At 65.5% G+C, this 24943-nt stretch carries 24 protein-coding genes; 18 read left to right on the forward strand and 6 right to left on the reverse strand.

Translation table 11 applies throughout. The annotated features are described in order from the left end of the window. Window positions 1-595 precede the first annotated feature (595 nt). From IT472_RS02500 to IT472_RS02535, 8 genes are all read left to right on the forward strand, one after another. A complete protein-coding gene (locus IT472_RS02500) occupies window positions 596-1975 on the forward strand; it encodes a pitrilysin family protein (protein WP_297177870.1) in 1380 nt (459 codons plus the stop codon). 44 nt (window positions 1976-2019) lie between these two features. Further along, window positions 2020-3429: a pitrilysin family protein gene (locus tag IT472_RS02505; RefSeq protein WP_297177874.1), complete on the forward strand. Its 1410-nt coding sequence runs from the start codon at window positions 2020-2022 to the stop codon at window positions 3427-3429. Window positions 3430-3499: 70 nt separating this feature from the next. After that, window positions 3500-5578, forward strand: a complete 2079-nt coding sequence (locus tag IT472_RS02510; protein WP_297177876.1) for a M13-type metalloendopeptidase — start codon at window positions 3500-3502, stop codon at window positions 5576-5578. Window positions 5579-5753: 175 nt separating this feature from the next. Further along, entirely contained in the window at window positions 5754-5939 is a 186-nt protein-coding gene (locus IT472_RS02515) for a hypothetical protein (RefSeq protein WP_297177879.1), read from the forward strand. 49 nt (window positions 5940-5988) lie between these two features. Continuing rightward, on the forward strand, window positions 5989-6462 hold the full coding sequence (locus IT472_RS02520; protein WP_297177881.1) for a hypothetical protein: 474 nt from the start codon (window positions 5989-5991) through the stop codon (window positions 6460-6462). A gap of 110 nt (window positions 6463-6572) precedes the next feature. Next, window positions 6573-8366, forward strand: coding sequence for an acyl-CoA dehydrogenase C-terminal domain-containing protein (locus IT472_RS02525; protein ID WP_297177883.1), 1794 nt, complete (start codon window positions 6573-6575; stop codon window positions 8364-8366). 130 nt (window positions 8367-8496) lie between these two features. Further along, window positions 8497-9177, forward strand: a complete 681-nt coding sequence (locus IT472_RS02530) for an HNH endonuclease (protein ID WP_297177886.1) — start codon at window positions 8497-8499, stop codon at window positions 9175-9177. Between the two features lie 230 nt (window positions 9178-9407). After that, entirely contained in the window at window positions 9408-10496 is a 1089-nt protein-coding gene (locus IT472_RS02535) for a hypothetical protein (protein WP_297177890.1), read from the forward strand. A gap of 103 nt (window positions 10497-10599) precedes the next feature. Here IT472_RS02535 and IT472_RS02540 read toward each other — a convergent pair whose 3' ends face one another. From IT472_RS02540 to IT472_RS02555, 4 genes are all read right to left on the reverse strand, one after another. Continuing rightward, window positions 10600-11361: a hypothetical protein gene (locus tag IT472_RS02540; protein WP_297177893.1), complete on the reverse strand. Its 762-nt coding sequence runs from the start codon at window positions 11359-11361 to the stop codon at window positions 10600-10602. Between the two features lie 69 nt (window positions 11362-11430). Next, window positions 11431-13074, reverse strand: a complete 1644-nt coding sequence (locus IT472_RS02545; RefSeq protein ID WP_297177896.1) for a beta-propeller domain-containing protein — start codon at window positions 13072-13074, stop codon at window positions 11431-11433. Window positions 13075-13447: 373 nt separating this feature from the next. Beyond that, window positions 13448-15577: a bifunctional 23S rRNA (guanine(2069)-N(7))-methyltransferase RlmK/23S rRNA (guanine(2445)-N(2))-methyltransferase RlmL gene (gene rlmKL / locus IT472_RS02550; RefSeq protein ID WP_297177899.1), complete on the reverse strand. Its 2130-nt coding sequence runs from the start codon at window positions 15575-15577 to the stop codon at window positions 13448-13450. A gap of 85 nt (window positions 15578-15662) precedes the next feature. Continuing rightward, complete coding sequence (locus IT472_RS02555; RefSeq protein WP_297177902.1) at window positions 15663-16220, reverse strand: hypothetical protein; 558 nt, start codon at window positions 16218-16220, stop codon at window positions 15663-15665. 22 nt (window positions 16221-16242) lie between these two features. Here IT472_RS02555 and IT472_RS02560 point away from each other — a divergent pair, with 22 nt between their 5' ends. The 3 genes from IT472_RS02560 to IT472_RS02570 all read left to right on the forward strand — a co-directional run bounded on the left by IT472_RS02560 (window position 16243) and on the right by IT472_RS02570 (window position 18717). Continuing rightward, window positions 16243-16800: an N-acetylmuramoyl-L-alanine amidase gene (locus IT472_RS02560; protein WP_297177905.1), complete on the forward strand. Its 558-nt coding sequence runs from the start codon at window positions 16243-16245 to the stop codon at window positions 16798-16800. Window positions 16801-17041: 241 nt separating this feature from the next. Beyond that, window positions 17042-17917: an acyl-CoA thioesterase II gene (gene tesB / locus IT472_RS02565; RefSeq protein WP_297177908.1), complete on the forward strand. Its 876-nt coding sequence runs from the start codon at window positions 17042-17044 to the stop codon at window positions 17915-17917. Continuing rightward, window positions 17914-18717, forward strand: coding sequence for a hypothetical protein (locus tag IT472_RS02570; protein WP_297177911.1), 804 nt, complete (start codon window positions 17914-17916; stop codon window positions 18715-18717). The genes tesB and IT472_RS02570 overlap by 4 nt, the downstream gene beginning before the upstream one ends. A 191-nt stretch (window positions 18718-18908) precedes the next feature. Here the strand turns inward: IT472_RS02570 and IT472_RS02575 are convergent, their stop codons facing one another. Continuing rightward, window positions 18909-19418 (reverse strand): EF-hand domain-containing protein, encoded by a 510-nt coding sequence (locus IT472_RS02575; protein WP_297177913.1) that lies wholly within the window; start codon window positions 19416-19418, stop codon window positions 18909-18911. 109 nt (window positions 19419-19527) lie between these two features. Here IT472_RS02575 and IT472_RS02580 point away from each other — a divergent pair, with 109 nt between their 5' ends. Further along, window positions 19528-20274, forward strand: a complete 747-nt coding sequence (locus tag IT472_RS02580) for an arginyltransferase (protein WP_297177916.1) — start codon at window positions 19528-19530, stop codon at window positions 20272-20274. A 28-nt stretch (window positions 20275-20302) separates the two neighbouring features. On the opposite strand, the gene IT472_RS02585 is transcribed toward IT472_RS02580, so the two are convergent. Then, the gene (locus IT472_RS02585; RefSeq protein ID WP_297177919.1) at window positions 20303-20653 is read right to left on the reverse strand and encodes a hypothetical protein; all 351 of its coding nucleotides are present in this window, start codon (window positions 20651-20653) and stop codon (window positions 20303-20305) included. Window positions 20654-20790: 137 nt separating this feature from the next. Here IT472_RS02585 and IT472_RS02590 point away from each other — a divergent pair, with 137 nt between their 5' ends. The 6 genes from IT472_RS02590 (at window position 20791) to IT472_RS02615 (ending at window position 24922) form a co-directional block, all read left to right on the forward strand. Further along, complete coding sequence (locus tag IT472_RS02590) at window positions 20791-21708, forward strand: hypothetical protein (RefSeq protein WP_297177922.1); 918 nt, start codon at window positions 20791-20793, stop codon at window positions 21706-21708. A gap of 90 nt (window positions 21709-21798) precedes the next feature. After that, window positions 21799-22662 (forward strand): SPFH domain-containing protein, encoded by an 864-nt coding sequence (locus IT472_RS02595; protein WP_297177925.1) that lies wholly within the window; start codon window positions 21799-21801, stop codon window positions 22660-22662. Between the two features lie 15 nt (window positions 22663-22677). After that, on the forward strand, window positions 22678-22857 hold the full coding sequence (locus IT472_RS02600) for an Arc family DNA binding domain-containing protein (protein ID WP_297177928.1): 180 nt from the start codon (window positions 22678-22680) through the stop codon (window positions 22855-22857). After that, the gene (locus IT472_RS02605; protein WP_297177931.1) at window positions 22854-23036 is read left to right on the forward strand and encodes a DUF4177 domain-containing protein; all 183 of its coding nucleotides are present in this window, start codon (window positions 22854-22856) and stop codon (window positions 23034-23036) included. Before IT472_RS02600 ends, IT472_RS02605 begins: the two co-directional genes overlap by 4 nt. Window positions 23037-23038: 2 nt before the next feature. Next, window positions 23039-24364 carry an alpha/beta fold hydrolase gene (locus IT472_RS02610; RefSeq protein ID WP_297177934.1) on the forward strand — a complete coding sequence of 442 codons (1326 nt, stop codon included), beginning with the start codon at window positions 23039-23041 and terminating at the stop codon, window positions 24362-24364. 3 nt (window positions 24365-24367) lie between these two features. Beyond that, window positions 24368-24922, forward strand: coding sequence for a hypothetical protein (locus IT472_RS02615; RefSeq protein WP_297177937.1), 555 nt, complete (start codon window positions 24368-24370; stop codon window positions 24920-24922). Window positions 24923-24943: the final 21 nt, after the last annotated feature.

Raw genomic sequence — 24943 nt, forward strand, 5'->3', positions numbered from 1 at the left:
CAAGAACACGGGCGCATTACGCATCGGGATCCGAGTGCACACTGGGGGCGGCGCGGGTTGTCAGCTGGGGAGTTGCGTGGCGCGGGCTGAGCGCGTCGCGTGTCGCCCGCTGGGGTTCGCCGCTCAATACTTCGCTTCCAGCTTCGATTCGCGGGCGCAGGCCATCCATGGCCTGCTCGAACCCCAGCGGGCAACCCGCGACCTGTGGTTACTCACGTTGCGTGGTCTCAAAATCGCACGTCGATTCGTCGGGTTCCGTAGGCCTTTTGGACAAAGTAAAGGAGGAGGCAGCCGCCGCAGGCGGATGCCGGGGGACATTTGTTCAAAAGGCCTGCGGAATCCGGCGAACTGCCGGGAAGCATCGCAGGGAAGCCCAGCAAAGCCCCGAGCGGTACGGAACACGGGAGCAGGTGCCCGCCGCCGACGAAACTGCAAACTTGGCTATCGCACTCTGCCATCAAACCTGCCCTCACCCCAAGCCCCTCTCCCGGGGGGAGAGGGGCTTGGGGCACGCCCGCACCCAACACGACTTCCGGCAGATTGGCGTGGCTGCGCCGATCGGTCATGCTTTCCCGATTCCCCTCCGGAAAACGCCATGCGCCTGCTTTCACTTTCCTTCGCCCTGCTGCTGGGTTTCACCGGTCTGCCGGCGCTGGCCACGCAGGCGGCGGCGTCCGCGCCTTCCGCCACCGCCGTCCCCGGCAGTGATCAGATCGTCAGCAAGACCCTGGCCAATGGGCTGAAGATCATCGTCTGGCCCGACCACGACATCCCCAGCGCCAATTACTACACCTTCTACCGGGTCGGCAGCCGCAACGAACACGTTGGCATCACCGGGCTGGCGCATTTCTTCGAACACATGATGTTCAACGGCACCAGCCGGCGCGCGCCGGGCGAATTCGACCGCACCATGGAGGCCGCCGGCGGCAGCAACAATGCCAGCACCAGCAATGACCTCACCATCTACACCGACTGGTTCCCCTCCTCCGCGCTGGAGACCATCTTCGATCTGGAAGGCGACCGCATGGCAAACCTTGCCTTCGATCCCAAGGTGGTCGAAAGCGAGCGCGGCGTGGTCTACAGCGAACGTCGCTCCAGCGTCGACAACGACGGCTTCGGCACCCTGATGGAACAGATGCAGGCCACCGCCTTCATTGCCCATCCGTACCACATCCCGACCATCGGCTGGCCCAGCGACATCGAGCACTGGACCATCGACGACCTCAAGGCCTTCTTCAAGACGTACTACGCCCCGAACAACGCCGTGCTGGTGATCGCCGGCGACGTCGACCCGCAGCAGGTGTTCGCGCTGGCCGACCGCTACCTCGCCGCGATCCCGCGTCAGCCGACACCGCCCGCGGTCACCACGGTCGAGCCCGAGCAACTCGGCGAACGCCGCATCGTGGTCGAGCGCGCCGACGTGCGTGCACCGATCCTCGCCTATGCCTTCCACACCGGCTTCGGAGCCGGCGGCAAGGACGCACCCGCGCTGGAACTGTTGACGACCATCCTCGCGGACGGCGATTCCTCGCGCCTGCACCAGCGCCTGGTCGAACGCGAACAGGCCGCCGTGGACGTCGGCGCGTTCGCCGACCTCGGCTTCGATCCCGGCCTGCTGTGGATCTATGCCAATTTGCCGCCCGGTGCCGACGTGGCCAAGGCGCAAGGGATCTTGGACGATGAGCTCGCACGCATCGTCCGCGACGGCGTGAGCGCAGCGGAACTCGACAAGGCGCGCAACCTGCAACTGTCCGCATTCTGGCGGCAAATGGCGACGATCAACGGCAAGGCGCGGGCGCTGGGTGAGCACGAAGTGTTCAATGGCGACTATCGTCAGGCGTTCGACGCGCCGGCCCGCTACGCCGCGGTCAGCGCCGCGGACATCCAGGCACTGGCGGCGAAACTGCTGCGCCAGCGCAACCGCACCACCGGCGTTCTGATGCCGAGTACCGAGCACGCGGAGGCCGCTCGATGAACACCACACCGCGCATTGCCCTCCGACGCAACACGGGAACCCCCATGTCTTTCCTGCGCTCGCTGACTGCCACCTTTGCCATCGCCCTCGCCGTATTCGGCGTGACTGGCGGTAGCGCAATGGCCGCCGGCATCCGCTTGCCCGAGGCACAGACCGTCGTTCTCGACAACGGCGCAACGCTCATCCTCGTCCCACGCAAGGACGTGCCGATGGTGGCCGCCACCGCATTGGTGCGCGGCGGTTCGCTGGCCGATCCGGCCGGCAAGGAAGGCAGCGCCGACCTGCTGGCCTCGCTGCTCGCGCAAGGTGCCGGCACGCGCGACGCACTGGCCTTCGCGCAGGCCGTGGACGGCGCCGGTGGCAGCCTGTCGATCGAGAGCAGCCAGAACGCCATCGTCGCCGAAGCCCAATTCCTGTCCAAGGACAGCGGCCTGATGCTTTCGCTGCTGGCTGACGCGCTGCTGCGTCCGCGCATGGAGCAGACCGAATTCGACAAGCTGCGCCAGCGCGCGATCGCCGGGATTGCCACGGCCAAGGATTCCGATCCGCGCCGTCTGATCGGCAGCTATCTCGACGCCTGGCTGTTCCGCGGGCACCCCTACGGCCGCCCCACCGGAGGCGACGAGACCAGCCTCGCGACCATCAACCTCGGCGACCTGCAAGCCTTCCGCCGTGACCAGATGGGCGGCGATCGGCTGATCCTCGTCATCGCCGGCGACTTCGACCCCGCCACCGTGACCGCGCAAGTGCGCGCGGAGTTTGGCAGTTGGGCCCGCGCCAGCGGCAGCCTGCCGACGGTGGCAGCAGAACCGAAGCAGCACGGCCGGCGTGTCCTGCTGGTCGACAAGCCGGGCGCAACCCAGACCTATTTCGCGTTGGCTAATATCGGCACCACCCGCGCTGATCCCGCACGTGCCGCGCAGGACATCGTCGCCACTGCCTTCGGGGGGCGCTTCACCTCGATGCTCAATACCGAATTGCGGGTGAAATCCGGCCTGACCTATGGCGCCCGCGCCGGCATCGACCGCCAGATCCAGCCCGGCAGCGTGGACATCACCACCTTCACCAAGACTGATTCCACCCGCGCCGCGATCGACATGGCCATCGCAACCCTCGACCGCCTGCACCACGACGGGCTCGATGCAGCTACCCAGCAGTCGGCGAAGAACTACATCGCGGGCCAGTTCGCCCCGAAGCTGGAAACCGGCCCGCAGATCGCCGCCAGCCTGGCTTGGTTGACCCTGTACGGCGAGCCACGCAGCTACGTCGACGGCTATCTCGATGCGGTGGCCGCCGCTACGCCGGAACAGATTGCCGCCGCACGCGACGTGTTCCCGGACAGCACGGACCTGACCATCGTGGTGATCGGTGATGCCGCCAAGATCCGCGGCCTGCTCAAGGCCTACGGTCCGGTCACCGAGATGCGCCTGTCGGATCCACGCTTCACTCCCTGACCTTCGCCAGACCTGAACGCGCCGCCGCGCAGAATCGCCCGGCCCCATCACCTGCCATCGGAATCCCGCCATGAGCCTTCGCAAGCCCTTGCTCCTTTCATTGGCGATCACCGCCGCACTTGCCGCTGCCAATGCGCCCGCCGTGGGTGCGGATGGCAGCTCGCCGAGCAGCACTGCCCTGCCGCCGTCGTCGGCCTTCAAGACCAGCGATCTTGATCCGTCGAAGAGCGCCTGCAGCAACCTCGCCGACTACGTCAACAGCCGCTGGCTGGCCGCCAACCCGGTGCCGGCGGACAAGACCAGCTGGGGCAGCTTCGAGATGCTCAACGAGCGCAGCCTGGCCGCCAGCAGGCACTTGGTCGAGGCGGCCGCCGCCAATCCGAATGCCAGTGGCGTTGAAAAGCTGGTGGGCGATCTGTACGCCAGCGGCATGAACGAAGCGGCCATCGAGGCGGCGGGCGTCACCCCGATCCGACCGATGCTGGACCGAATCGACGCGCTGAAGACACCCGCCGACATCGCCGCCTATCTGCGCGAGGAGTTCGCGGCGGGCCGTGGCGAAGTGTTCTCGTTCGGCGCCGAAGCCGATTTCAAGGACTCCAGCCACAAGATCGGCTATGCCTATCAGGACGGCCTGTCGCTGCCGGAAAAGGCCTACTACCTCGAAGATGGCGCGAACGGGAAGTACAAGTCCATCCGCGAGGCCTATGTCGCCCACGTCGCACGCCAGTTGCAGAACGCCGGCATCCCTGCGGTCGATGCGCAGAAGCAGGCCGAAGACGTGCTCGCCTTCGAGACCCGACTGGCGCGCGCTTCGCTCTCGCCGATCGAATTGCGCGACCCGAACAACCAGTACCACTTCGTCAGCATGGCCGACGCCGACAAGGCATCGCCCAACTTCCCGTGGTCGGCCTTCTTCCGCGCCAACGGCGTGCAGGCGAATGGCTTCTCGCTGTCGCAGCCGACGTTCTTCGACGAGTTCAACCGGATGCTGGTCGACGTGCCGGCCGCGCAGTGGCAGGCCTACCTGCGCGCGCACATGATCGACGGGATGGCGCCGATGCTGTCCTCGACGTTCGCCGATGAGCGCTTCGCCTTCTTCTCCCGCACCCTGCGTGGACAACAGCAGCAGAAACCGCGCTGGAAGCGTGTACTCGATGGTGTCGAAGGCTCGGTCGGCGAGGCGCTGGGGCAGTTGTACGTGCGCGAGTATTTCCCTGCGGAATCCAAGGCGCAGATGGAAACGCTGGTGCAGAACCTGCGGCTGGCACTGAAGGCGCGGTTGGAAAACCTCGAGTGGATGAGCCCGGAGACTCGCAAGAAGGCGATGGAGAAATGGGCCAGCTTCACCCCCAAGATCGGCTATCCCGACCACTGGCGCAGCTGGGATGGCCTCGCCACCTCCCGCGGTGATTACCTCGGCAACGTGCTTGCCGCGGCGCGCTTCAACCACGCCTGGGACATGGCCAAGATCGGCAAGCCGGTCGATCGCAGCGAGTGGGGGATGACGCCGCAGACCGTCAACGCCTACTACAACCCGCTGATGAACGAGATCGTGTTCCCGGCCGCGATCCTGCAACCGCCGTTCTTCGATCCCAAGGCCGATCCGGCGCTGAATTACGGCGGCATTGGCGCGGTGATCGGCCACGAGATGATGCACGGCTATGACGACCAGGGCAGCCAGTTCGATGCGCAGGGCAATTTCCACAACTGGTGGACGCCCGGCGATCAGGAACGCTTCGCCGCCCGCACCGCACGGCTGGTGAAGCAGTTCGATGATTACGTCTCCATCGATGCCCTGCACGTGAAGGGCCAGCTGACCTTGGGCGAGAACATCGCCGACCTCGGCGGCCTCAGTGTGTCCTGGGACGCCTACCAGAAGGCCCTGCGCGACGCCGGCCGCAGCGGCGACGAGATGATCGACGGCCACAGCGAGAACCAGCGTTTCTTCTTCAATTGGGCCACGGTCTGGCGCCGCGGCTTCACCCCGGACGAACTGCGGGTGCGCCTGAACACCGATCCGCACGCGCCGGCGAACTTCCGCGCGATCGGCGCACCCAGCAACATGGCCGCGTTCGCCGAGGCATTCAGCTGCAAGGCCGGCGACCCCATGGTGCGCAGCGGCGATGCCAAAGTGGTGATCTGGTAAGCCACGACGTCCGCGTGCTGCCGTCCTCGCCCCGTCATCTGGTAAGCCACGACGTCCGCGTGCTGCCGTCCTCGCCCCGTCACACGCTGGGCGGGATGGCGCGGGTTCCGGCCAGCGCGCGCACGGTGTATGTTCGACATTCCTTTCCTCGAACCGCTGCCCGGACCTACACACCATGGACATCCACGATATCGCCCTGACCCTGTTCACCGAACTCGTCGGCGCACATTCCGGCGGCCCGATGGACGATGCGGTCCGGCTGGAACTCGGCCGCGAGGCCTACCGCTGCGCCGAGGCCTTCATCAAGGCCAAGGATCTCTACATCCGTGAGTTGCCGGTCGGCGACAACGGCAATTTCTGATCCGCATACCCCACTTCCGCCACATCGTCCCGCACGAGGGTTCGCCCGCATGATCCGAAGGCTTGTCCTGCTGGCCGCAACCGGCCTCCTGCTTGCTGGCTGCGGCAGCAATGGCCCGGTCCGGCGCATCTCGCAACCGGCCGCCAGCCTCCAGCAGATCACCGTTCGCACCGATGGCCGCTGGGATGTGCAACTGCGATTCAACAACTTCAGCAGCGTCCCGATGCGCTTCACCGGGGCCACCTTGGACATCGCCCTCGACAACGGCCCGGCAGCCCGCCTCGTGGCCAGCCCGAACATTGAAATCGGACCTGAATCGGCGGATGTCCATGCTGTCACCCTGACGCCGACTGCTGCCGGAATGGCCCGACTGGCGACTGCCTTGGCCGACGGCCACGGCCTGAGCTATACGCTGGAAGGCACGGTGCAGGCCACGCCGGCCGACGGCAGCGCCAAAACCTGGAAGATCAAGACCAGCAGTGCCCTCTCGCCGGTCCCCGGCCTGCCCGGCACGCTGCGCTGAGGCCGGCCGCATTCGCTTGCTGGCTCCCTATCGGCTAGACCATACGCTATAGTATGTCCATGCTTCGGACGGGCCGATCGGCGGCCCGCACACGCCAGGACCCGACCCACATGAGCAGCTACAAGGCCCCCCTCGACGATCTGCGATTCGTCATCCACGACATGCTGGGTGCCGAAGGCCTGTTGGCACGACTCGGCTATGCCGACGTCAACCGCGAATTGATGGACGCGGTGCTCGACGAGGCCGCGCGCTTTTCCGAAACCGTGCTGGCGCCGCTCAACAAGGTCGGTGACGAGATCGGCTGCAAGTTCGACGCCGCCAGCGGTGAGGTCACCCCGCCGCCCGGCTTCAAGCAGGCCTTCCAACAGTTCGTCGAAGGCGGCTGGACCGGCCTGACCAATGATCCGGAGCACGGCGGCCAGGGCATGCCGGCGCTGATCGGTAGCGCCGTCACCGAGATGGTGGACAGCGGCAACCTCGCTTGGGGCAATTTCCCGATGCTCAGCCACGGTGCGGTCAAGGCGCTGGAGACCTATGGTGAGGACTGGCAGAAGGAGGTGTTCCTGAAGCCGCTGGTGACCGGCACCTGGACCGGCACCATGTGCCTGACCGAACCGCACTGCGGCACCGACCTCGGCCTGCTCAAGACCCGCGCCGAACCGCTGACCGATGGCAAGTACGCCATCACCGGCACCAAGATCTTCATCACCGCCGGCGAACACGACCTCGTCCCCAACATCATCCATCTGGTGCTGGCGAAGTTGCCCGACGCCCCGCCTGGCGCCAAGGGCATTTCGCTGTTCGTGGTGCCCAAGTTCAAGGTCGCCCGCGATGGCAGCGTCGGCGAGCGCAACGCGGTGCGCTGCGGCGCGATCGAACACAAGATGGGCATCCACGGGTCGGCCACCTGCGTGATGAATTTCGACGGCGCCGAGGGCTATCTGGTCGGCCAGCCGCACAAGGGCTTGCAGGCGATGTTCGTGATGATGAACACCGCCCGCCTCGCGGTCGGCATCCAGGGCCATGCCCTGTCGGAGCGTGCCTACCAGAACGCCTTGCGCTATGCGCGCGAACGCCTGCAATCGCGTTCGCTGGCCGGCCCCAAATTCCCCGACAAGGCCGCCGATCCGATCATCGTGCAACCCGACGTGCGCCGCATGCTGCTGGCACAAAAGGCGCTGGTGGAAGGCGGCCGCATGCTGTCGCTGTCCGCCTATGCCCAGCTCGACATCGCCCAGCGTTCGCAGGATGCCGCCGAGCGCGAACGCGCCGACACCCTGGTCGGCTTCCTCACCCCGATTTGCAAGGCCTGCCTGACCGAATGGTCGATCGAGAACACCTACAACGCGATCCAGTGCTTCGGTGGCCACGGCTACATCGCCGAACACGGCATCGAGCAGTTGGCGCGCGATGCCCGCATCACCACCCTGTACGAAGGCACCACCGGGATCCAGTCGCTGGACCTGATCGGCCGCAAGACCGCCGCCACCCAGGGCGCCGGGCTCAAGCTGTTCCTCGCCGACATGGAAGCCTTCGCCAAGGAACATGCCAACGACCCCGTCCTGGCCGAATTCCTCGGCCCGCTCCGCGCCAAGTGCGAGGAGTGGGGCCAACTGACCATCGCCACCGTGATGCGCAGCATGGGCAACCCGGAAGAACTGGGCGCGGCAAGCACCGACTATCTGTTCTATTCCGGCTACGTCGCCCTGGCCTGTTGGTGGGTGCGCGCAGTCGCCGCCGCCGATGTCTCCGATCGCCCGCAGGCGTTCAAGGACGCCAAGCGCGACACCGCCCGCTTCTACTTCGCCCGCATCCTGCCGCGCACGCTGGCGCACAAGGCGGCGATCGAAAGCGGCGCGGCCACCCTGATGGCCTTGTCAGACGAAGGCTTCGGCGCGGCGTAACCGGGCAACACCGAACAATCCGCTCTGGTCTCGTCATTCCCGTGCTCGCGGGAATGACGAACTCCGGCGACGCGTCCGTGCCAACGAGGGTATCCAAACCGTCAGCGAAGGCGTATAAACTGGTTTCCCGATGGAGACCGACAGCGCGACAGTTCGCCCGGTCCACGCCGGAGCCCGATCCGCGGCAAGCCTCGCGGATGGGCTCGCTTCCCTCGATGGATTCGCCGAGACGCGGGCGGCGCGCCTGCCGGGCCTGCGCTTGCTCGGTTTGGACGCCCACGGCCGCGCACTCGATTGGCTGAGCTGGCAGGATGCCACCTGTCTGTACGCCCGCGATGCCGTTGCCTGGACCCTGGGTGAGCCCTGCTTGTCGATCCATGGCGGCATCAGCCGCGCCAGCGGCGCACAGAGCCTGATCCGGCTGCATCCGATCATCGCCGCGCGCGGCCACGCCCGCCCCGGTGCGCTCGATCCCACGCCCGCGCTGACCAATCCTGCCCTGTTCGCCCGCGACCAGCACCTGTGTCTGTACTGCGGACGCCAATTCCATGGCAATTCGCTGACCCGCGACCATGTGCATCCGATCTCGAAAGGTGGGCGTGACGTCTGGGAAAACGTGGTTTCAGCCTGCTTCCACTGCAATTCGCACAAAGGCAACCGCACCCCGCAGCAGGCCGGGATGCCGCTGCTCGCCGTCCCTTACCGGCCCAGTTGGATCGAGCACCTGATCCTGTCCAACCGCAACATCCTCGCCGACCAGATGGCCTTCCTGAAGGCACAACTGCCGAAAAACCCGCGACGCCACGGCTGAATGGCCACCTTGACGGGCTACGCGTGTCCTCTCGAGGCGCGGGTGCATCCTGTTGCCATGCAACACCGACGCGCGTGGCTTCGGAATGCCATCATGATCGGGTATTATCAAGGGTTCACGCAGTGCATATCGATGCAATGCGGGTGTCCGTGATCGTGTTGAATCGATACAGGCGACCCGCGATCGCATGGGGAAAGGACAACATGACTCTGACATTCGGGACCACGGGAATGGATCGCGCAACGGAAGGCGAGATCCAAGCCGCATTCAATACTGCCAATGCCCGCAGCGGGAATGTCTGGACCCTCGTATCCGACGACAGCGCAGAATACGTCGTGGTCGACATGGACAGCTTGTATGGTCCGATGAGTTGGTTGAAGCTCCACGGCACCGGTCGCAAGGTGATTGGCCTGACCTCTGCCAAGCGCAGCAAAACGCCGTACCGACTGCCGCGTCCGATCAATGTCGACGACCTTGCCGTGCTGCTGAGCGAAATCGCCCACGCGGAATCGAAGGACGCAGGCGGCAGCGGCTACGAACCGGCGCCCCTGCCCGAAGTGCAGCCGGTGTTTGTCGAACCTGAGGCCGTGATCGCCCCCCAGGAAAGCGTCATCGACGACGCGCCCTCGGCAGCCACGCCTGAAAGCGCAGAGTTCGAACCGGTCGAGCAGCAGGCGGCCGCAATCGAACCGGCCAACAGGTCTCCAGACCCTGCGCCCGCCCGCCAACAAGAGACTGCAACCCAATCGTCTGCCAATGCTCCGCGCACCCTGCGTGGCTGGATGGGCGTGCGCGGTCCGTCGCGCCGTGTCCGTATCGAGGCCAAGAACGGCAGCGTGGTCCTGCTCGACACCAACGCCGGTGTCTGGCATGGCCCCAAGGAACTCAAGTCGATCACCCCATGCTTCGCGGCAGAGCCCGGCGACGCTTGGTCCACAACCCCTGACGACGCCGCATGGGAAGCCGAAGCACGCAAGATTGGCCCCGCCCAGCCACTGGTTCGCTTGACTTGGTTCGGTGGGCTGCTCTCCGGCAACAAGATCGCCGGACCTTACCAGCTCCGCAAATGGCCGCAGATCGAACGCGAATATCCACGCCATTTCCGGATCGCAACCGTGATGATGAAGGCAGCGGCCACTGCGGCTGAAATCGCCGTGGCAGCAGGCGTGCCCGAGGACGAAGTCCGCGACTTCATCAACGCCAATCTGGCGACCGGCTACGCGGTCAGCGCCAACCAGAGCACCTTGGAGCCACCTGCGCCCACCCCTGTACGCAATCCTCCCGCCACCGGCGGATTGTTCGGGCGACGCAAGAAGTAGGGCTCGGAACCGGCGAGAATTTGTCTGCCACCACGCCACGGCATGGGCGAAATTGTCTGGTTGCCGCACATTTTGCAATGACGTGGCAACGCCGGCACGCGGGTTATCGAACCCTGCCCCGCGCCAGCGCCACCTCGCCGGAATCCCGCACGTCCCGACTCCAACACGCAGTGCGCGCTGACCGGTAGCGCAACAACGCCTGCAGGTGCGTGGTCCCTTCCGGGTGCAGGGACACCCGGCAGCCGAGATCCCCCAGGCTCGCCGCAATCACGTGCTCTGGCACGACCGCGGAAGGCGACACCCATTCGCCAGTACTGCGGATCCACCCGCGAGAAAGCCGGCTGACGGCGCCCTGGCGGCGCAGCAGAAATCCCTGGCGGCGGCACAGGTGCAAGTAGACCTGCCGATCGGGATCCACCGCCCGTTCAAGCGCCTCGTGGAGGCTGACGAAACCGTATTCGGCGCCGTCTGAGAACGGATGCAGCCAGCGGTAAAGGCCCCCATGCACGGGCGGATGGCAGGGAATGCCGCGCAGGGACGCGTCCGGATCCGTTCGCCAGAGCCTTTGCTGCGCATGCAGCAGCGCGAACACGACGTTGTCCGACGCAAACACCTGAGCGGGTTCCTTGCCGTTGCCGCCACGCGGCTGGATAGCGCCGCGGATCCGCAGCGGAGAAGCGTGGATGAGGAATTCCTCGCCATCCGCCGCGACGCCCAGTTGTCCCAGCTTCTGGAACAGCGAAAGCCCGGCGAGCAGGGCCGCGCCCGCGCTTCCCGCAGGCGGATCGACGACTGGGCAAGGTTGCAGGAACACCCCGGCAGTCCGACGGACCACACGCCCGACGATGGCGTCCGCAAGCCCCATCCCCCTGCCCCCTCAACGTTCTTGGCCACGGCTACACGCTGCCCCGCGCCCGTCTCCATCCACGTTACGTCATTCCGGCGCAAAATCGACGCGTCGGCGCTCCCGGATCCGATCGCCCAACAGGGTGCCTTCGACCAGTTCGTAGCCCATCAGCGCGAACACCCGCGGGCCGATGAAGATCGGTCTGGCGTTGCCATACCAGTCCACGCAACTGGCCTTGCAGTGGTCGTCGCGGAGCCGCTTGGCCTGCGCGTCCAACTCGCCCAGCCTGCTCAGCCGCAAGGCGTCGTTCCTGAGATACAGCACCGAGGCCGTTTCGCTTGGCGCACCGGCAAACGGACGCTGCGTGTCCGCGGCCGTCCGCAATACCGGCAAGCCGATCACGCCCAGACGATCACCGTCGCGTCGATACGAATAGCCATGTGTCCGGCTTTCGCCCTGGCTTGCGCCCGCCAACACGAACCGCGACCGCAGCGATGCCCGCGACGACTCCAGCGCTGCCGTCGAAAACACCAGATCATCAGCTTGCGGGCCCACCAGCACGGCATCGGCCCCCATCGCGTCGATCCGCTGCACGTCATGCGCCAGCGGCAGCATGCGGATGGGTGCATCCGGCTGCGCGTAGCGCACTGCATAGGCCGGATTGGCATTCGTGTCGTCGTGCCGGCGCCACCGATACGACGATGCGCCATACACCAGCCAATCCCCGATGAAGCGATTCTGTCGATCTCCCTCACTGACCGGCGGCAAGAAGCGGTAGGCCGCATCCGGGGTGGAGGCCTGGAGGGAGCCGAAGGCCGTCAGCGGCGTGCGCAAGAGCGCGAGCCGACCCGATCCCCATTGACTCCGCCACATGCCCACGCCATTGCCCTGCGACTGCACGACCACGTTCAGGCTGCCGCCGTCGTCCTCGAGGAAGGACATCTGATCGATCGGAATGCCCCGCACCTGCAGCGCAGACACCGGACCACCGTCCAGCGGCATGCGCAAGACGTGCCCGGGACCTTCGGTCGAACCTGTATCGGTCCACACGTACACCGCGTTGCGCGAAACATAGAACTCGTCGCCACTCGGCCCCAGCACACCGGTCGCGGTGCAACGTGGCGTTGCCTCAGCCAGCTCGCAGCGTGTCACCGTATGCAGGGTGATGGCGTCACTCAACGGATCGAGCCCTGCATCGGCGCGAAAGATCGCATCGGCCGGCAACAGGCGCTTGAACTCCATCGACCCATCACCCTTGGGCCTGCGCGCCAACCCCGGATACACGAGGTCAGTTCCGAATCCCGGGTCGTAATGCAGTGGCGTGTAGAACAGCAGGGTGGTCCCGATCAGGCGACTGGCGTAGTTGCGCGAGTCGTAATAGTCATTGCTGCGCAGGTAATACGTATCGCGATAGCGCAAGGTTCCGTCCGCGGCCAGCGTGAACAGGCCAAGCTCGGTGGCCGATCGACGGTAGCTGTATCCGATGACGACCACATTGCTGCCGCTGACCAGCATTTCGTCGTACCAGGTTCCCCGCGGATCGGCTCCAGGTGCATAGGCGTCCACATGAGACACCGACTGCAGGGCATCGCCGCCGATTCGAAGGCTGAACAGCCGTCCGCGCCGCAAGATGATCAGGAATTCGCCACTGCGCTTGACGATATCGCCCTCGTCCACGCCTTGGGTCTGGTTGTTGGTGATGGAATCGTTGGCACTGGCGGCTGTACCCATGACAGTGACGGAACCCAACGTTCCTGGGCTTTCAAGCGCTGCGGGTGCCGCCGACGACGGAGAGGCCGGCGCTGGCGAAGGCACCCCGCTTCCTGCGGCCGACGCTCTGTCCTGACGGCCTCGTCGCGCTTCAACCACCTTCCGGTGCCAACCCACGAGCAGGCCATCCAGTTCCTGCTGCGAGCCGAAGGCTTGCAGATGGGCATTTGCCTGAACCGGCGGCGCAGCCGTTTGTGCGCGTGCATCCATGCCCGGCAACAGGCCGGACAACACAAGCGCAGACTTCAACAACATTCGTGCATCAGGCCTCATGGCTACCCCCTCTTATCGCATTCCAAGGTCCATGCCAGTGTTGCATGAACCGCAAGTGCGGTCAGCGCGCGCTGATTCGCCACGCCCGATGAATACGGGCATTGCGCGTGAAATCCGGTGGGATGGTGGCTGTGCTGATGTCCTCCACCTGCGCGAACTCGGCCAGCGCGGCCGCATCCAGCTTGAATCGGCGGAAGTTGTTGGAGAAATACAGCACGCCGCCCGGTGCCAGCCGCGCCACCGCGGCGCGCAGCAGGCGCACGTGGTCGCGCTGCACGTCGAAATCGGCGGCGCGCTTGGAATTGGAGAAGGTCGGCGGGTCGCAGAAGATCACGTCGTGCACGTCGCGGTCGGCTTCCAGCCATTTGAGCGCATCGGCCTGGGCAATGCGGTGGCGAGTGCCGCCAATCGCGTTTTCGCGCAGGTTGTCGGCCAACCATTCCAGATAGGTCGCGGACAGATCGACGCTGGTGGTCAGCGCAGCGCCCTGCACCGCCGCCTGCACGGTGGCCGCGCCGGTGTAGCAGAACAGGTTGAGAAAGCGCTTGCCGCGCGCTTCCAGCGCCATCCGTGCGCGCAGCGGACGGTGGTCGAGGAACAGGCCGGTGTCGAGGTAATCGAACAGGTTGACGCGCAGCTTCGCGGCGCCTTCCTCGACCGTGAGGAATTCACCGCGATGGTCGAAACGGCCGTACTTGCTGCCGCCCTTGCCGGTGCTGCGGGTTTTCACCGCGACCCGCTCCTTCGGCAGGCCGAACACTTCGCGCACGCCGATCAGCAGGTCGTTGAGGCGCTTGCGGGTGGTGGCCTCGGGAATCTCGGCGGGTGCGGCGTATTCCTGCACGTGCAGCCAAGTCTCGCCTTCCAGCGTGGTGTACACATCCACCGCGCAGGCGTATTCGGGAATGTCGGCATCGTAGGCGCGGAAGCAGCTGATCTGCTCTTGCTGCCGCCAGCGCGCCAGTTTGTCGAGGTTCTTGCGCATCCGGTTGGCGACCATCTGCGCGCCTTCCGGCAGCGCGCGCTTGTCCGTTCCCTCACGCTGCGCTGGCGCGATCGGATCCACCGCAATCAGGCTGCATTCGATCGCGCCATTGAAAATCTGATAGCTCTTCTTCGCCCGCAGACCGGTGGCACGGGCCAGTTCGGCATCCCCGCACAGCAGGGCGGCACGCCACTGCGGCGCGGCGTGTTTGAGCGCATCGCCCAAGCTGCGATACAAGGCCGGATCGGCGCTCAGGCGTGCGTCATACGGCGGGTTGCACACCACCACGCCCTTCGCGTTGGCCTGCTGCGGAAGCTCGGTGATATCCCGCACGCTGAAGTCGATGGCTTCCCGCACTCCGGCGAGCTCCGCGTTCTCGCGGGCGGCGCGAATGGCGTGCGGATCGAGATCGCTGCCGCGAATGCAGGGGCGCAGCGCCGCCAGTCCACGCTGGGCGCGCGCGGTCGCGTCCTCGCACAAGGCCTGCCACTGCGCCTGATCGAAGCCCAGCCAGCGCGTCGGCGGCAAGCCGTCGTGGCGACGCAGCCCCGGCGCGACATCCGCGGCCATCAGCGCGCCTTCGATCAACAGGGTGCCGCTGCCGCACATCGGGTCGAGCAGATCGCCACCTTCGGCATGCGCCTTGGGCCAGCCGCCGCGCAGCAGCACCGCCGCCGCCACGGTCTCCTTCAGCGGCGCCACCCCCTGCACCTTGCGCCAGCCGCGCCGATGCATCGGGCCGCCGGACAGGTCGATCGAGAGGATCGCGCGGCCCTTGCGCAGCACCAGGCTGATGCGCACGTCGGGCGCTTCCACGTCCACGTCCGGGCGCTGCCCGGTCTGCTGGCGCAGGACATCGACGATGGCATCCTTGACCCGCTGCGCGGCGTAGCGCGCATGGGTGATCGCCGCGCCGGAGACATGCGCATCGATGGCGATGCTGTGCATCGGGCCGATGTGCCGCGCCCAATCCACCGCGCAGCTGCCGGCGTACAGCGCATGCTCGTCGGCGCAGTCGAACTCGGCGATCGGCCACAGCACGCGGCTGGCCAGGCGCGACCACAGCACCGCGCGCTGCGCGTCCTCCAGCGTACCTTCGACATTGGCACCCGCCATGGTCGCGGTGGCACGGGCACAGCCCAGCGCCTGCAATTCATCGGCCAGCAGGTATTCCAGACCCTTGCCGCAGGAGGCGAAAAATTTCAAATGAACTCCGACACGCTTGGGTAGTTGTTGTCATTCCCGCGAAAGCGGGACCGACGAACAAAGGATGCAATGACGACCAGCCGTCTCAACGTCCATGGATGCCCGCCTGCGCGGGCATGACCAGCGAAGCCAGCAGCGCGGCGAACGCATCGGCGCTGGCCTGCACGTGATCGCTCAGGCGATGGCTGTCGTTGACCAGCAACAAACGCGCGGCGCGAGAGCCGGCCCATGCCACCACCTGCGCGGCAGGAATCAACTCGTCGTGCCAGCCGTGGATGATCGCGGTCGGCACGTCGGCGGCGGGCATCGGCAGCGCACCGGCCATGACCACCGGCGGCGCCATGAAATACAGCCCGGCCACCGGCACCTGCAGCGACACGAAGCCGCTGATGTAAGCGCCGAGGCTGGAGCCGGCCAGCACCAGCGGGCCGCGTGCGGCCGCCGTCTGCGCCAGCATCAGCAGACGCGCGATCCGCGCCGGCACGTCGCCCAGTGGAGTGACCTCGCGCTGGCCATCCAGATCGGTGTAATCGGGGCGCTCGTGGCTGTAGCCCATGCGCTCGGCGACTTCGGCCAGTGCCGTCACCTTGCTGGCACCGGGACCGCTTTCGAAGCCGTGGGAGAGAATGCAGTGTCCTTTCATGCGCGGATGCTAGCATCGGCGCGTGCCGCCACCCGTCATCCACCGCCATCCCCTGCCCTACGTCGACGCGCTGGAACGGCGCGCAACGGCGCAGATCGACACCGTGGTGATCCACTGCACCGAACTGCCCGACCTGCCCATGGCGCGGGCGTTCGGCGAACGCGTGCTGTACCCCTCCGGCACCGGCAACAGCGGGCACTACTACATCGACCGCGACGGCCGGATCGAGGAATACGTGCCGCCCGATCGCATCGCCCACCACGTGCACGGCTGGAACCCGCGCAGTATCGGCATCGAACTGGTCAATACCGGGCGCTATCCGGATTGGCTGGACTCACGCCATCAGGCGATGGACGAGGCCTATCCGGAGGCGCAGATCGCGGCGCTGGTCGCACTGGTCAACAGCTTGCACGCGCGCATCCCCTCGCTGACCCAGATCGCCGGCCACGAAGATCTCGATACGACCGTAGTCCCGGCCAGCGACGACCCGACCAAGCGCGTTCTCCGCAAGCGCGATCCCGGTTCATGTTTTCCGTGGGAGGCGGTGCTGCAATCGGTTCCGCTGCCGCGAACGGCTTGATCCGGATCAGGAATCCCGGATCGCAGCCTGACTGGCCTTGCCAACCACCGTTCACCCTTCGACAGGCTCAGGGCGAACGGTGACGGCACTTCGTGAAGACCTCGCCGATGCCCCCCCAACCCCGTCCGTGGTGGGCCAACATCCCGTTCGTGGTGAGCCTGTCGAACCATGAACGGAGTCCGCATCCCGCCACGCCATCCCGCAAAACCGCCCACCTTCGGCCCCCCGCTATAATCCACCGATGACCTCCCCCGTCTCCGAACTGATCGAACTGCTGTCGCTGGAACGGCTGGAAGACAACCTGTTCCGCGGCCAGAGCCGCGACATTGGGACCAAATACGTGTTCGGCGGCCAGGTGCTGGGACAGGCGCTTTCCGCCGCACAGGCCACCCTAAAATCCCCACGCGCCGCGCATTCGCTGCACGCCTATTTCCTGCGCGCCGGCGACATCGAGGCGCCGATCGTCTACAGCGTGGATCGCACCCGCGACGGCGGCAGTTTTTCGGTGCGACGGGTGACGGCGATCCAGCATGGCCAGGTGGTGTTTTTCTGCGCGGCCTCGTTCCAGGACCATGAAGTGGGTGCCGAGCACCAGCTGTCGATGCCGGAAGTGCCCAAGCCGGAAGACCTCGAACCCTCGCCCGCGGTTCCCGCCGAGAAACTGGCGCTGCTGCCGATCAAGGTCCAGCGCTGGCTGGATCGCACCGGCCCGTTCGAGTTCCGCCATATCTATCCGCGCGATGAGCTGAATCCGCCCAAGCGGCCACCGTTCCAGCAGGTCTGGTTCCGACTCAGCGAGAAGGTCGGCGACGCGCCGGAGCTGCACCGCGCCCTGCTGGCCTATGCCAGCGACTTCCACCTGCTCGGCACCGCCACGTTCCCGCACGGGATCAGCTACTACCAGCCGAATGTGCAGATGGCCTCGCTCGACCACGCGCTGTGGTTCCATCGCCCGTTCCGCGCCGACGACTGGCTGCTGTACGCGATCGACAGCCCCAGTGCGCAGGAGAGCCGCGGCCTGGCGCGTGGACAGATCTTCGACCGCAGCGGGCGCCTGATTGCCAGCAGCGCGCAGGAAGGCCTGATCCGCGTGCTCCCACCCGAGCCGACGCCGTGAGGCAGGTGTTCCGCAGCCAGCGGCTGGAAAACGTGGAAGTCGCTGCCGACCTGCTGCGCAAGCAGGGCATCGAGGTAAAGATCGCCAACGGCCGTTCCTGGCGGGGTTATCGCCGCGGCAACTTCAGCTACGACCTGCGCAAGGCGCGTGACCCGGAGACATTGCCCACACTGTGGATCGTCAATGCCGACGACCAGCCGCGCGCACGCCAAATCCTGCGTGAACTGGGCCTGCTGGAATCCACCCGCGAGAGTGACGCCAACGCGCTGCCCAATGATCGCTTCAGCTTCACACCGGGTTCGGGCGCCAACTCGACGGCGCGCAAGCGCTGGCGGATCGGCCTGCTGGCGATGATCGGCGTGGTCATCGCCCTGATCGTGTTCCTGCCGCGACACAAGGGCGCACCGCCGGTCGCACCTGCACCGCGCCCTGCCGCCGCGCCGGCGGTCATTCCGGAAGCGATCACCGAGACCAGCGTGTTCCGGCTCGATGTTCCGAAGGCGCTTGCGGCCAAGCTGATTTCGACCGCGGCAAGCCAACACAGGGCCCAGGTTGTCTGCGCCAGCATCGATGGCAAGGACCCGGCGACCGAGGTCTTCACGATGGTCACGAACGGTGGCTTGAGCGTCCGCCCGGCGTCGTCCTGCAATGACCCGCAGGCGCTGCGCATCGCGGTCGAACGCTACATGACCGATGGAAGCGGCAGCGGTGAAGTGCAGCTCAGGATCGGCGACACCGCGTCAACGACAGTGTCGGTGCAACGGGACGGCCGAGACTGGAGCGTGCTGGACGCACGCTGACCTTTGGCACCTCGCCAGAAACACAGCCAATCCAGCCAACTGTTCGAATCCTGCTTCAACGCAACGGACCCGATGGGCATTCCTCCACCGGCACGTCCCTGTGCCATGACCGAAAATCCTTGGTCCGATGACCGTCGCTCACGCGTCATGTCACCCTCGATGCCGCTCGGGCACGATCCCGCATCACGATTTCATCCCTGCGGTGCAACCTGCCCAGGCCGGTTATTGCCTTGCCGATGGCGTGCGCCGCCTGCCCTCATCTGCATCGGGCCGCACGCTTCGCGCAATTTCGAGAATTCCTCGCGACTCAGCTGGCCGTTGTGGTCCGTATCCGCCTTGTCGAAGCAGGCGTTGCGGCGTTCTGCCATGCGCGCTTGACGCTCAGGATCCGCAACCCGGTCACCATGCCCGCGGCCCTGCCTCATCTGCCCACGCCAGGCCTGCAACTCGCTGTTGGACAGCTTGCCGTCCTTGTCGGCATCGATCTGGTCGAACTTCTCGGCCATCCGCGGAAACGATGCAGCCTCTTGCCGCGACACCATGCCATCACCATTGGCATCGATCCTCATCCCGTGGCGACCGGCCGCTGCCGGTGTTGCGGGCGAGGCGGCCGGAGTCGTCGTCGGTGCAGTCTGGGCAATGGCAGCCGCCGACACACCGGCACAGGCCGCGGCAAGGACAAGCAAATTGAGCAATTTCATGACCTGTTCTCCTCCCGGAACGTCCGGGGTTGGGTAGACAACGCCTGTCACCTGCTCCCGTTGACGACCAAGGCTGCTCGTGGCTGAACGAAGGCGTTATGCTTCAGGCATGGGCGGCAACGACGACTCCCTGCGGCTGTTTCGTACTGCACCCCACCCCTGCGGCTATTGGCCGGAGCGCGAAGCACGCGACCTTGTCCTCGACCAGCGCGACCCACGGCTGCCGATGTTCTATCCGACGGCGCTGGAATGGGGCTTCCGACGCTCCGGTGATATCGTTTATCGACCCAGCTGCCATGCCTGCAACGCCTGCATCGCGGTTCGTATTCCGGTCGCCGATTTCCGTCCAGACCGCAGCCAGCGTCGCTGCCTGCGTCGCAACGCGGACATCGAAACACGCATCGTACCGGCCGAATGCACGCATGAACGTCTGGCGCTCTACCAGCGCTACCTGTCGACGCGCCATGCTGGCGGCGGCATGGACGACCATGGCGCCCATGAGTTCGAACAATTCCTGATCGGTTGCTGGAATGACAGCCGGTTCCTCGAGTTGCGAGAACAGGGAAGCCATCGCCTGCTCGGTGTCGCCGTCACCGATCTCGTCCCGGGTGCACTCTCGGCGGTCTACACCTTCCATGAACCGGATGCGTCAGAACGCGGCCTGGGCACCCTTGGCATCCTGCGCCAGATCGAATGGGCCCGGCGCGATGGCCGCGCCTACCTTTACCTTGGTTATTGGATCGCCGGTCATCCGAAGATGGATTACAAACGTCGCTTCAGGCCGACGGAACGTTTCAATGGCCGCGGCTGGGTCCGCTGGATGACGGACATGGAAAGCGACGACGCGCCCGGATAGTCGACGCTTCAGCCAACCCGGCAAGGCGCTATTGCGCCGCTTCGCCGCCGACACTGCCCGCATCTGGCGGCGCGGATTCCCTGGCTAGCGCCACTGCGGCAAGTTTCTTGCGGTCGTAGAAACCGAACTCTGCATCCGCGCGTGCCGATACGATCATCCGTACCATGCTGCCCGGAACCATCAACTCCAATTCGACGACGCGGCCATCTGGCGCCCGTCCTTCCAGGAGCATTTCCACGAACGCCCCGCCGGTATCGACCTCACGACAAGGCACGAACGGGCCGGCGGGCCCCACCTGCAGGTAAGGCTTGATCGCGTCACCAAGCGCTTCAAGCGCCGGCCCAAACAAGAACACCGCATAACCCGAAGATTCAGCCATGGCCCATCCTCTCATGGGTGGCAAGCCGGAAGCCAGCGCACGGATCCGGACATCCGACCCACTGGTTTCAGCTTCCGACGCCCCCTGCCTGCACCCTGCCTCTTCGCGGCTGGCGCTGTGCATGCGATGCTTTCGCCATGCCCTTGCGCACCCGCCTGCTCCCGTTCCTCATCTTCGCAATCGCGGTGGCATCGTGGGTCGTCGGCTGCTCTGCCCCGAACCTGCCGTTTGCACGTCTTTCCGGCTTGATCGTCAGCCGTCAACTCGACGAAATCAGCGGCTTGGCAGCCTCCCGCGCTCACGACGGTGTGCTGTGGGCCCACAACGACAGTGGCAATCCTGCCCGACTCTATGCAATCAGCACCCGCGGCCGCCTGCTGGCGCGATTCGACGTAGAAGGTGCAAAAAACGTCGACTGGGAAGACATCTCGAGTTTCGACCTCGCCGGCCACCATTACCTGCTGCTGGCCGATACCGGCGACAACGGTGGCCACCGCCGCGATTTCGTCCTCTACGTGTTCGAGGAACCTGCCAAGCTCGAAAGCGGCGTGCTGCGGCCGCGCTGGAGCATCCATGCGCGCTGGCCAGATGGCCCGCGTGATTGCGAAGCGGTGGCGGTCGATGCCGTGCTCGGCCAGGTCCTGTTGATTTCGAAGAAACGCGTGCCTCCCGAACTGTTTTCGCTGCCTCTCGCCAACCCGCATGGCGCAGTGTTGGAAGCACGCCGTATCGGCCGTCTTGAAGGCGTGCCACAGGCTGACCCCGAACTGAAACTGCAGGATCCCACATTGGCTGCGCTGTTTTCCCAAGTCACCGCCGCCGATGTGTCTCCGGACCGCAACACCCTGGCCGTGCTGACCTACGGCAGCGTGCTGTTCTACCGGCGGGCGGAGGCTGAGGACTGGGCCGATGCGGTTTCACATTCGCCCGAAGCCCACGACGTTCCGCCGATTCCACAGGCGGAGGCGCTGACCTGGAGCGCCGGCGGGACCGGGCTTTATTCCAGCGGCGAGTTCAGCCCGGCACCGATCTTCTATCTCGTCCCCCAGCAGTGAACTGGTTCGAACGACCGTTCGTCGGCTGACCCTTGCTTGTTTGATATCATTTTGATATCTTTTTTCATGCTCCATCCATCGAGAACGACCATGAAAGAAAATCCGATCCGCTCCCTTTCCGGCATCCCGATGCTGCTGGTACTGCTCCTGGCTGCAGTGATCGCCGTCATGCTGTTCGTGCAGAGCATGAACCAGCACCTGTGGCCGCAATTCATCGCCGCCATCGTGCTCGGCATCGCCAGCCTGTTCGCGCTGACCGGCTTCTACATGGTCGAGCCCAACCAGTCGGTGGTGCTCAGCCTGTTCGGCAAGTACGTGGGCACGGTCAAGGACAACGGCCTGCGCTGGAACAACCCGTTCTTCGCCAAGAAGAAGATCAGCCAGCGGGTGCGCAATTTCGAGAGCGGCAAGCTCAAGGTCAACGAACTGGACGGCAGCCCGATCGAGATCGCTTCGGTCATCGTCTGGCAGGTCATGGACAGCGCGGAAGCGGTCTACAACGTCGATGACTACGAAAGCTTCGTCCATATCCAATCCGAATCCGCGCTGCGCACGATGGCCACCAGCTATCCCTACGACCAGCACGAAGAAGGGCAAGTGTCATTGCGCAGTCACGCCACCGAAATCAGCCAGCACCTGAAGGACGAATTGACCGAACGCCTCGCCGACGCCGGCGTGGAGGTCATCGATGCCCGCATCAGCCACCTCGCCTATGCACCAGAAATCGCCCAAGCGATGCTGCAACGGCAACAGGCCAACGCCATCATCGCCGCACGCACCCGGATCGTCGCCGGTGCGGTGGGCATGGTCGAGATGGCGCTGGCCGAGCTGCAGAAGAACGGCGTGGTGCAGCTGGACGAGGAACGCAAGGCGGCGATGGTCAGCAATCTGCTGGTGGTGCTGTGCGGTGAACGCGCCACCCAGCCGATCGTCAATACCGGCTCGCTGTACTGACCACCACCGGGCGTCATGAGCGAAAAAAAAGCCTACCCGCTGCGCATCAATGCCGAGGTCCTTGCGGCCGCGCAGCGCTGGGCCGACGACGAACTCCGCAGCCTCAACGCGCAGATCGAATACGTGCTGCGCGACGCCCTGCGCAAGGCCGGACGACTGCCCGAGGCCAAACCGAAATCCGCGAGGGCATCATGAGCAAGAAATGGACCTACCTGGTCATCGAACTCAAGACCGGCGTCTTCGGCGGGTTCAAGCTCGAAGCCTTGCAGGAAGAGCTTGACAAACAGGGGCGCGCGGGATGGGAATTGGTCAACGTGGTCCACGCCACCCCCACCGTGTCTTCACCTACCCTCATTTTCAAGAAGGAAACCTGACAATGCGCCGCACCCTAGTGTCGATCGCGCTAGCCGCCTGCTTCGTTGCGTTCGGTGGCGCGGCAGCACAATCCACCTCGCCTGCCACCACGCCTGCCGCAATCGCCTTGCAGGCATTGGATCAACTGGATGCGGGCCAGTACGCACAGGTCGAGCAACTGTTCGGCGCACAGATGGCCGCCGCCGTCCCCGAGGACAAGCTGAAATCGGCGTGGGAATCGCTGCCCGGGATGGTGGGCGCAGCCACCGGCCGCGGCGAGGCGCAAACCGCCGAGCAGAATGGTGCCACCTTGGTCATGATTCCCCTGCATTTCGAAAAGGGCGAAATGCTCGCAAAATTCGCATTCGATGCCGAAGGCAAGATCGTCGGTTTCCTGATCCAACCCGCATCCCATGCCGAACCGGTGCCCGCAGTTGCCGCCGACGCACCGTTCACCGAGCAGGACTTCAGCGTTGGCGAAGGCGAACGGGCCTTGCCCGGCACCCTGGCGCTCCCCAAAGGCAATGGCCCATTTCCCGCCGTCGTGCTGGTCCACGGCTCTGGCCCGCAGGATCGCGATGAAACGATCGGCGCCAACCGCCCCTTCCTCGACATCGCCCGTGGGCTGGCCGCACAGGGAATCGCGGTGCTGCGCTACGACAAGCGCACCAAGGCGCGCCCGCAGGATTTTGCCAGCGGCAATTTCACCGTTGATGACGAAACCACCAATGACGCCGTGATCGCCGTCGATGCCCTGCGCAAAACCGAGGGCATCGACCTGAATCGTATTTTCGTGCTTGGCCACAGCCAAGGGGCGATGATGGCGCCACGGATCGCGGCCGTGTCCGGCCACGTCGATGGCCTGATCCTGCTGGCGGCACCGTCCAGGCCACTGCTCGACATCCTGATCGAGCAGAACCGTCGTTTCGCTGCACTCAACGACGGCAAGATCGATGACGCCGAACGTTCGGCCATCAGCGCATTGACCGACCAGGTTCGCACGACCCGAGATCCGCTGACGTCGGCGACCACGCCGACCATCATGAACCAGCCGGCGGGGTACTGGCGCAGCATTGATTCGGTGGATGCGGTTGCGGAAGCTCGGCAAGTCACACTGCCCATGCTGATCCTGCAGGGCTCACGTGACATCCAGGTCGTCGATGCCGACTGGCAGGGCTGGAAGTCCGCCTTCCACGACGCCCCCAAGGTCACATTCAAGCTGTACTACACGCTCAACCACCTCGGCATCGCTGGCGAAGGGGAAGTTACGCTGGCCGATCAGCAGCAACCCGGTCATGTCGATGCGGCATTGATCGACGATGTGGCCACCTGGATCAAAGCGCATTGAGCCATGACGCGTGCCGAGGCAAAGACCTTCGACGTCAGCCCTCCCTCGATTGCAGCACCGCTGTCGATGATCGCGCTGGCGGGCCTGCTGCCCCTTGGCATCATGCTCTACGCGGTCCTCGATTCGGCCCAGGGTCCGCTCAAGACCCTGTACGCGCTGCTGCCTCCGATCGGCTTCGTGCTCGTCATGCTCCCGGTCTTGCTGTGGCTGATGCATCGGCGCGCGGTGACCCTGGATGGCGGCACGTTGCACGTCCGCGCCGCGATGTACTCCAAACGCACCGCCGCCGCCGAGCTCGATCTGGACCGCGCCCGCGTGGTCAACCTGGACGAACGCACCGAACTGCGCCCCGGCTGGCGGAGCAACGGTTACGCCACGATCGGTTATACCGCCGGGCATTACAGGATGCGCAACAAGCTGGGCAGCGCCTTCTGCCTGCTCACCGAACGCCAGCGCGTGCTGTGGCTACCACTGCGCGGCGGCACGCAGCACATCCTGCTCAGCCTTGAACGGCCGCAGGCATTGCTCGACGCGCTGCGCGCCGCCTCGGCCACCTGAATCCACCGCGGCGATGCCCTA

Origin of the sequence: Thermomonas sp., assembly GCF_020850895.1 — a bacterium.
GTDB lineage: Bacteria > Pseudomonadota > Gammaproteobacteria > Xanthomonadales > Xanthomonadaceae > Thermomonas.

Coding starts and splice junctions, on each gene's coding strand:
- IT472_RS02545 (WP_297177896.1), bottom strand. CDS start 13,074: ATGGGTACAGCCGCCAGTGCCAACGATTCCATCACCAACAACCAGACC.
- IT472_RS02585 (WP_297177919.1), bottom strand. CDS start 20,653: ATGGCTGAATCTTCGGGTTATGCGGTGTTCTTGTTTGGGCCGGCGCTT.
- IT472_RS02595 (WP_297177925.1), top strand. CDS start 21,799: ATGAAAGAAAATCCGATCCGCTCCCTTTCCGGCATCCCGATGCTGCTG.
- IT472_RS02590 (WP_297177922.1), top strand. CDS start 20,791: ATGCCCTTGCGCACCCGCCTGCTCCCGTTCCTCATCTTCGCAATCGCG.
- IT472_RS02525 (WP_297177883.1), top strand. CDS start 6,573: ATGAGCAGCTACAAGGCCCCCCTCGACGATCTGCGATTCGTCATCCAC.
- IT472_RS02530 (WP_297177886.1), top strand. CDS start 8,497: ATGGAGACCGACAGCGCGACAGTTCGCCCGGTCCACGCCGGAGCCCGA.
- IT472_RS02555 (WP_297177902.1), bottom strand. CDS start 16,220: ATGAAAGGACACTGCATTCTCTCCCACGGCTTCGAAAGCGGTCCCGGT.
- IT472_RS02500 (WP_297177870.1), top strand. CDS start 596: ATGCGCCTGCTTTCACTTTCCTTCGCCCTGCTGCTGGGTTTCACCGGT.
- IT472_RS02520 (WP_297177881.1), top strand. CDS start 5,989: ATGATCCGAAGGCTTGTCCTGCTGGCCGCAACCGGCCTCCTGCTTGCT.
- IT472_RS02605 (WP_297177931.1), top strand. CDS start 22,854: ATGAGCAAGAAATGGACCTACCTGGTCATCGAACTCAAGACCGGCGTC.
- tesB (WP_297177908.1), top strand. CDS start 17,042: ATGACCTCCCCCGTCTCCGAACTGATCGAACTGCTGTCGCTGGAACGG.
- IT472_RS02575 (WP_297177913.1), bottom strand. CDS start 19,418: ATGAAATTGCTCAATTTGCTTGTCCTTGCCGCGGCCTGTGCCGGTGTG.
- IT472_RS02535 (WP_297177890.1), top strand. CDS start 9,408: ATGGATCGCGCAACGGAAGGCGAGATCCAAGCCGCATTCAATACTGCC.
- IT472_RS02540 (WP_297177893.1), bottom strand. CDS start 11,361: ATGGGGCTTGCGGACGCCATCGTCGGGCGTGTGGTCCGTCGGACTGCC.
- IT472_RS02510 (WP_297177876.1), top strand. CDS start 3,500: ATGAGCCTTCGCAAGCCCTTGCTCCTTTCATTGGCGATCACCGCCGCA.
- IT472_RS02580 (WP_297177916.1), top strand. CDS start 19,528: ATGGGCGGCAACGACGACTCCCTGCGGCTGTTTCGTACTGCACCCCAC.
- IT472_RS02515 (WP_297177879.1), top strand. CDS start 5,754: ATGGACATCCACGATATCGCCCTGACCCTGTTCACCGAACTCGTCGGC.
- IT472_RS02615 (WP_297177937.1), top strand. CDS start 24,368: ATGACGCGTGCCGAGGCAAAGACCTTCGACGTCAGCCCTCCCTCGATT.
- IT472_RS02505 (WP_297177874.1), top strand. CDS start 2,020: ATGTCTTTCCTGCGCTCGCTGACTGCCACCTTTGCCATCGCCCTCGCC.
- IT472_RS02610 (WP_297177934.1), top strand. CDS start 23,039: ATGCGCCGCACCCTAGTGTCGATCGCGCTAGCCGCCTGCTTCGTTGCG.
- IT472_RS02600 (WP_297177928.1), top strand. CDS start 22,678: ATGAGCGAAAAAAAAGCCTACCCGCTGCGCATCAATGCCGAGGTCCTT.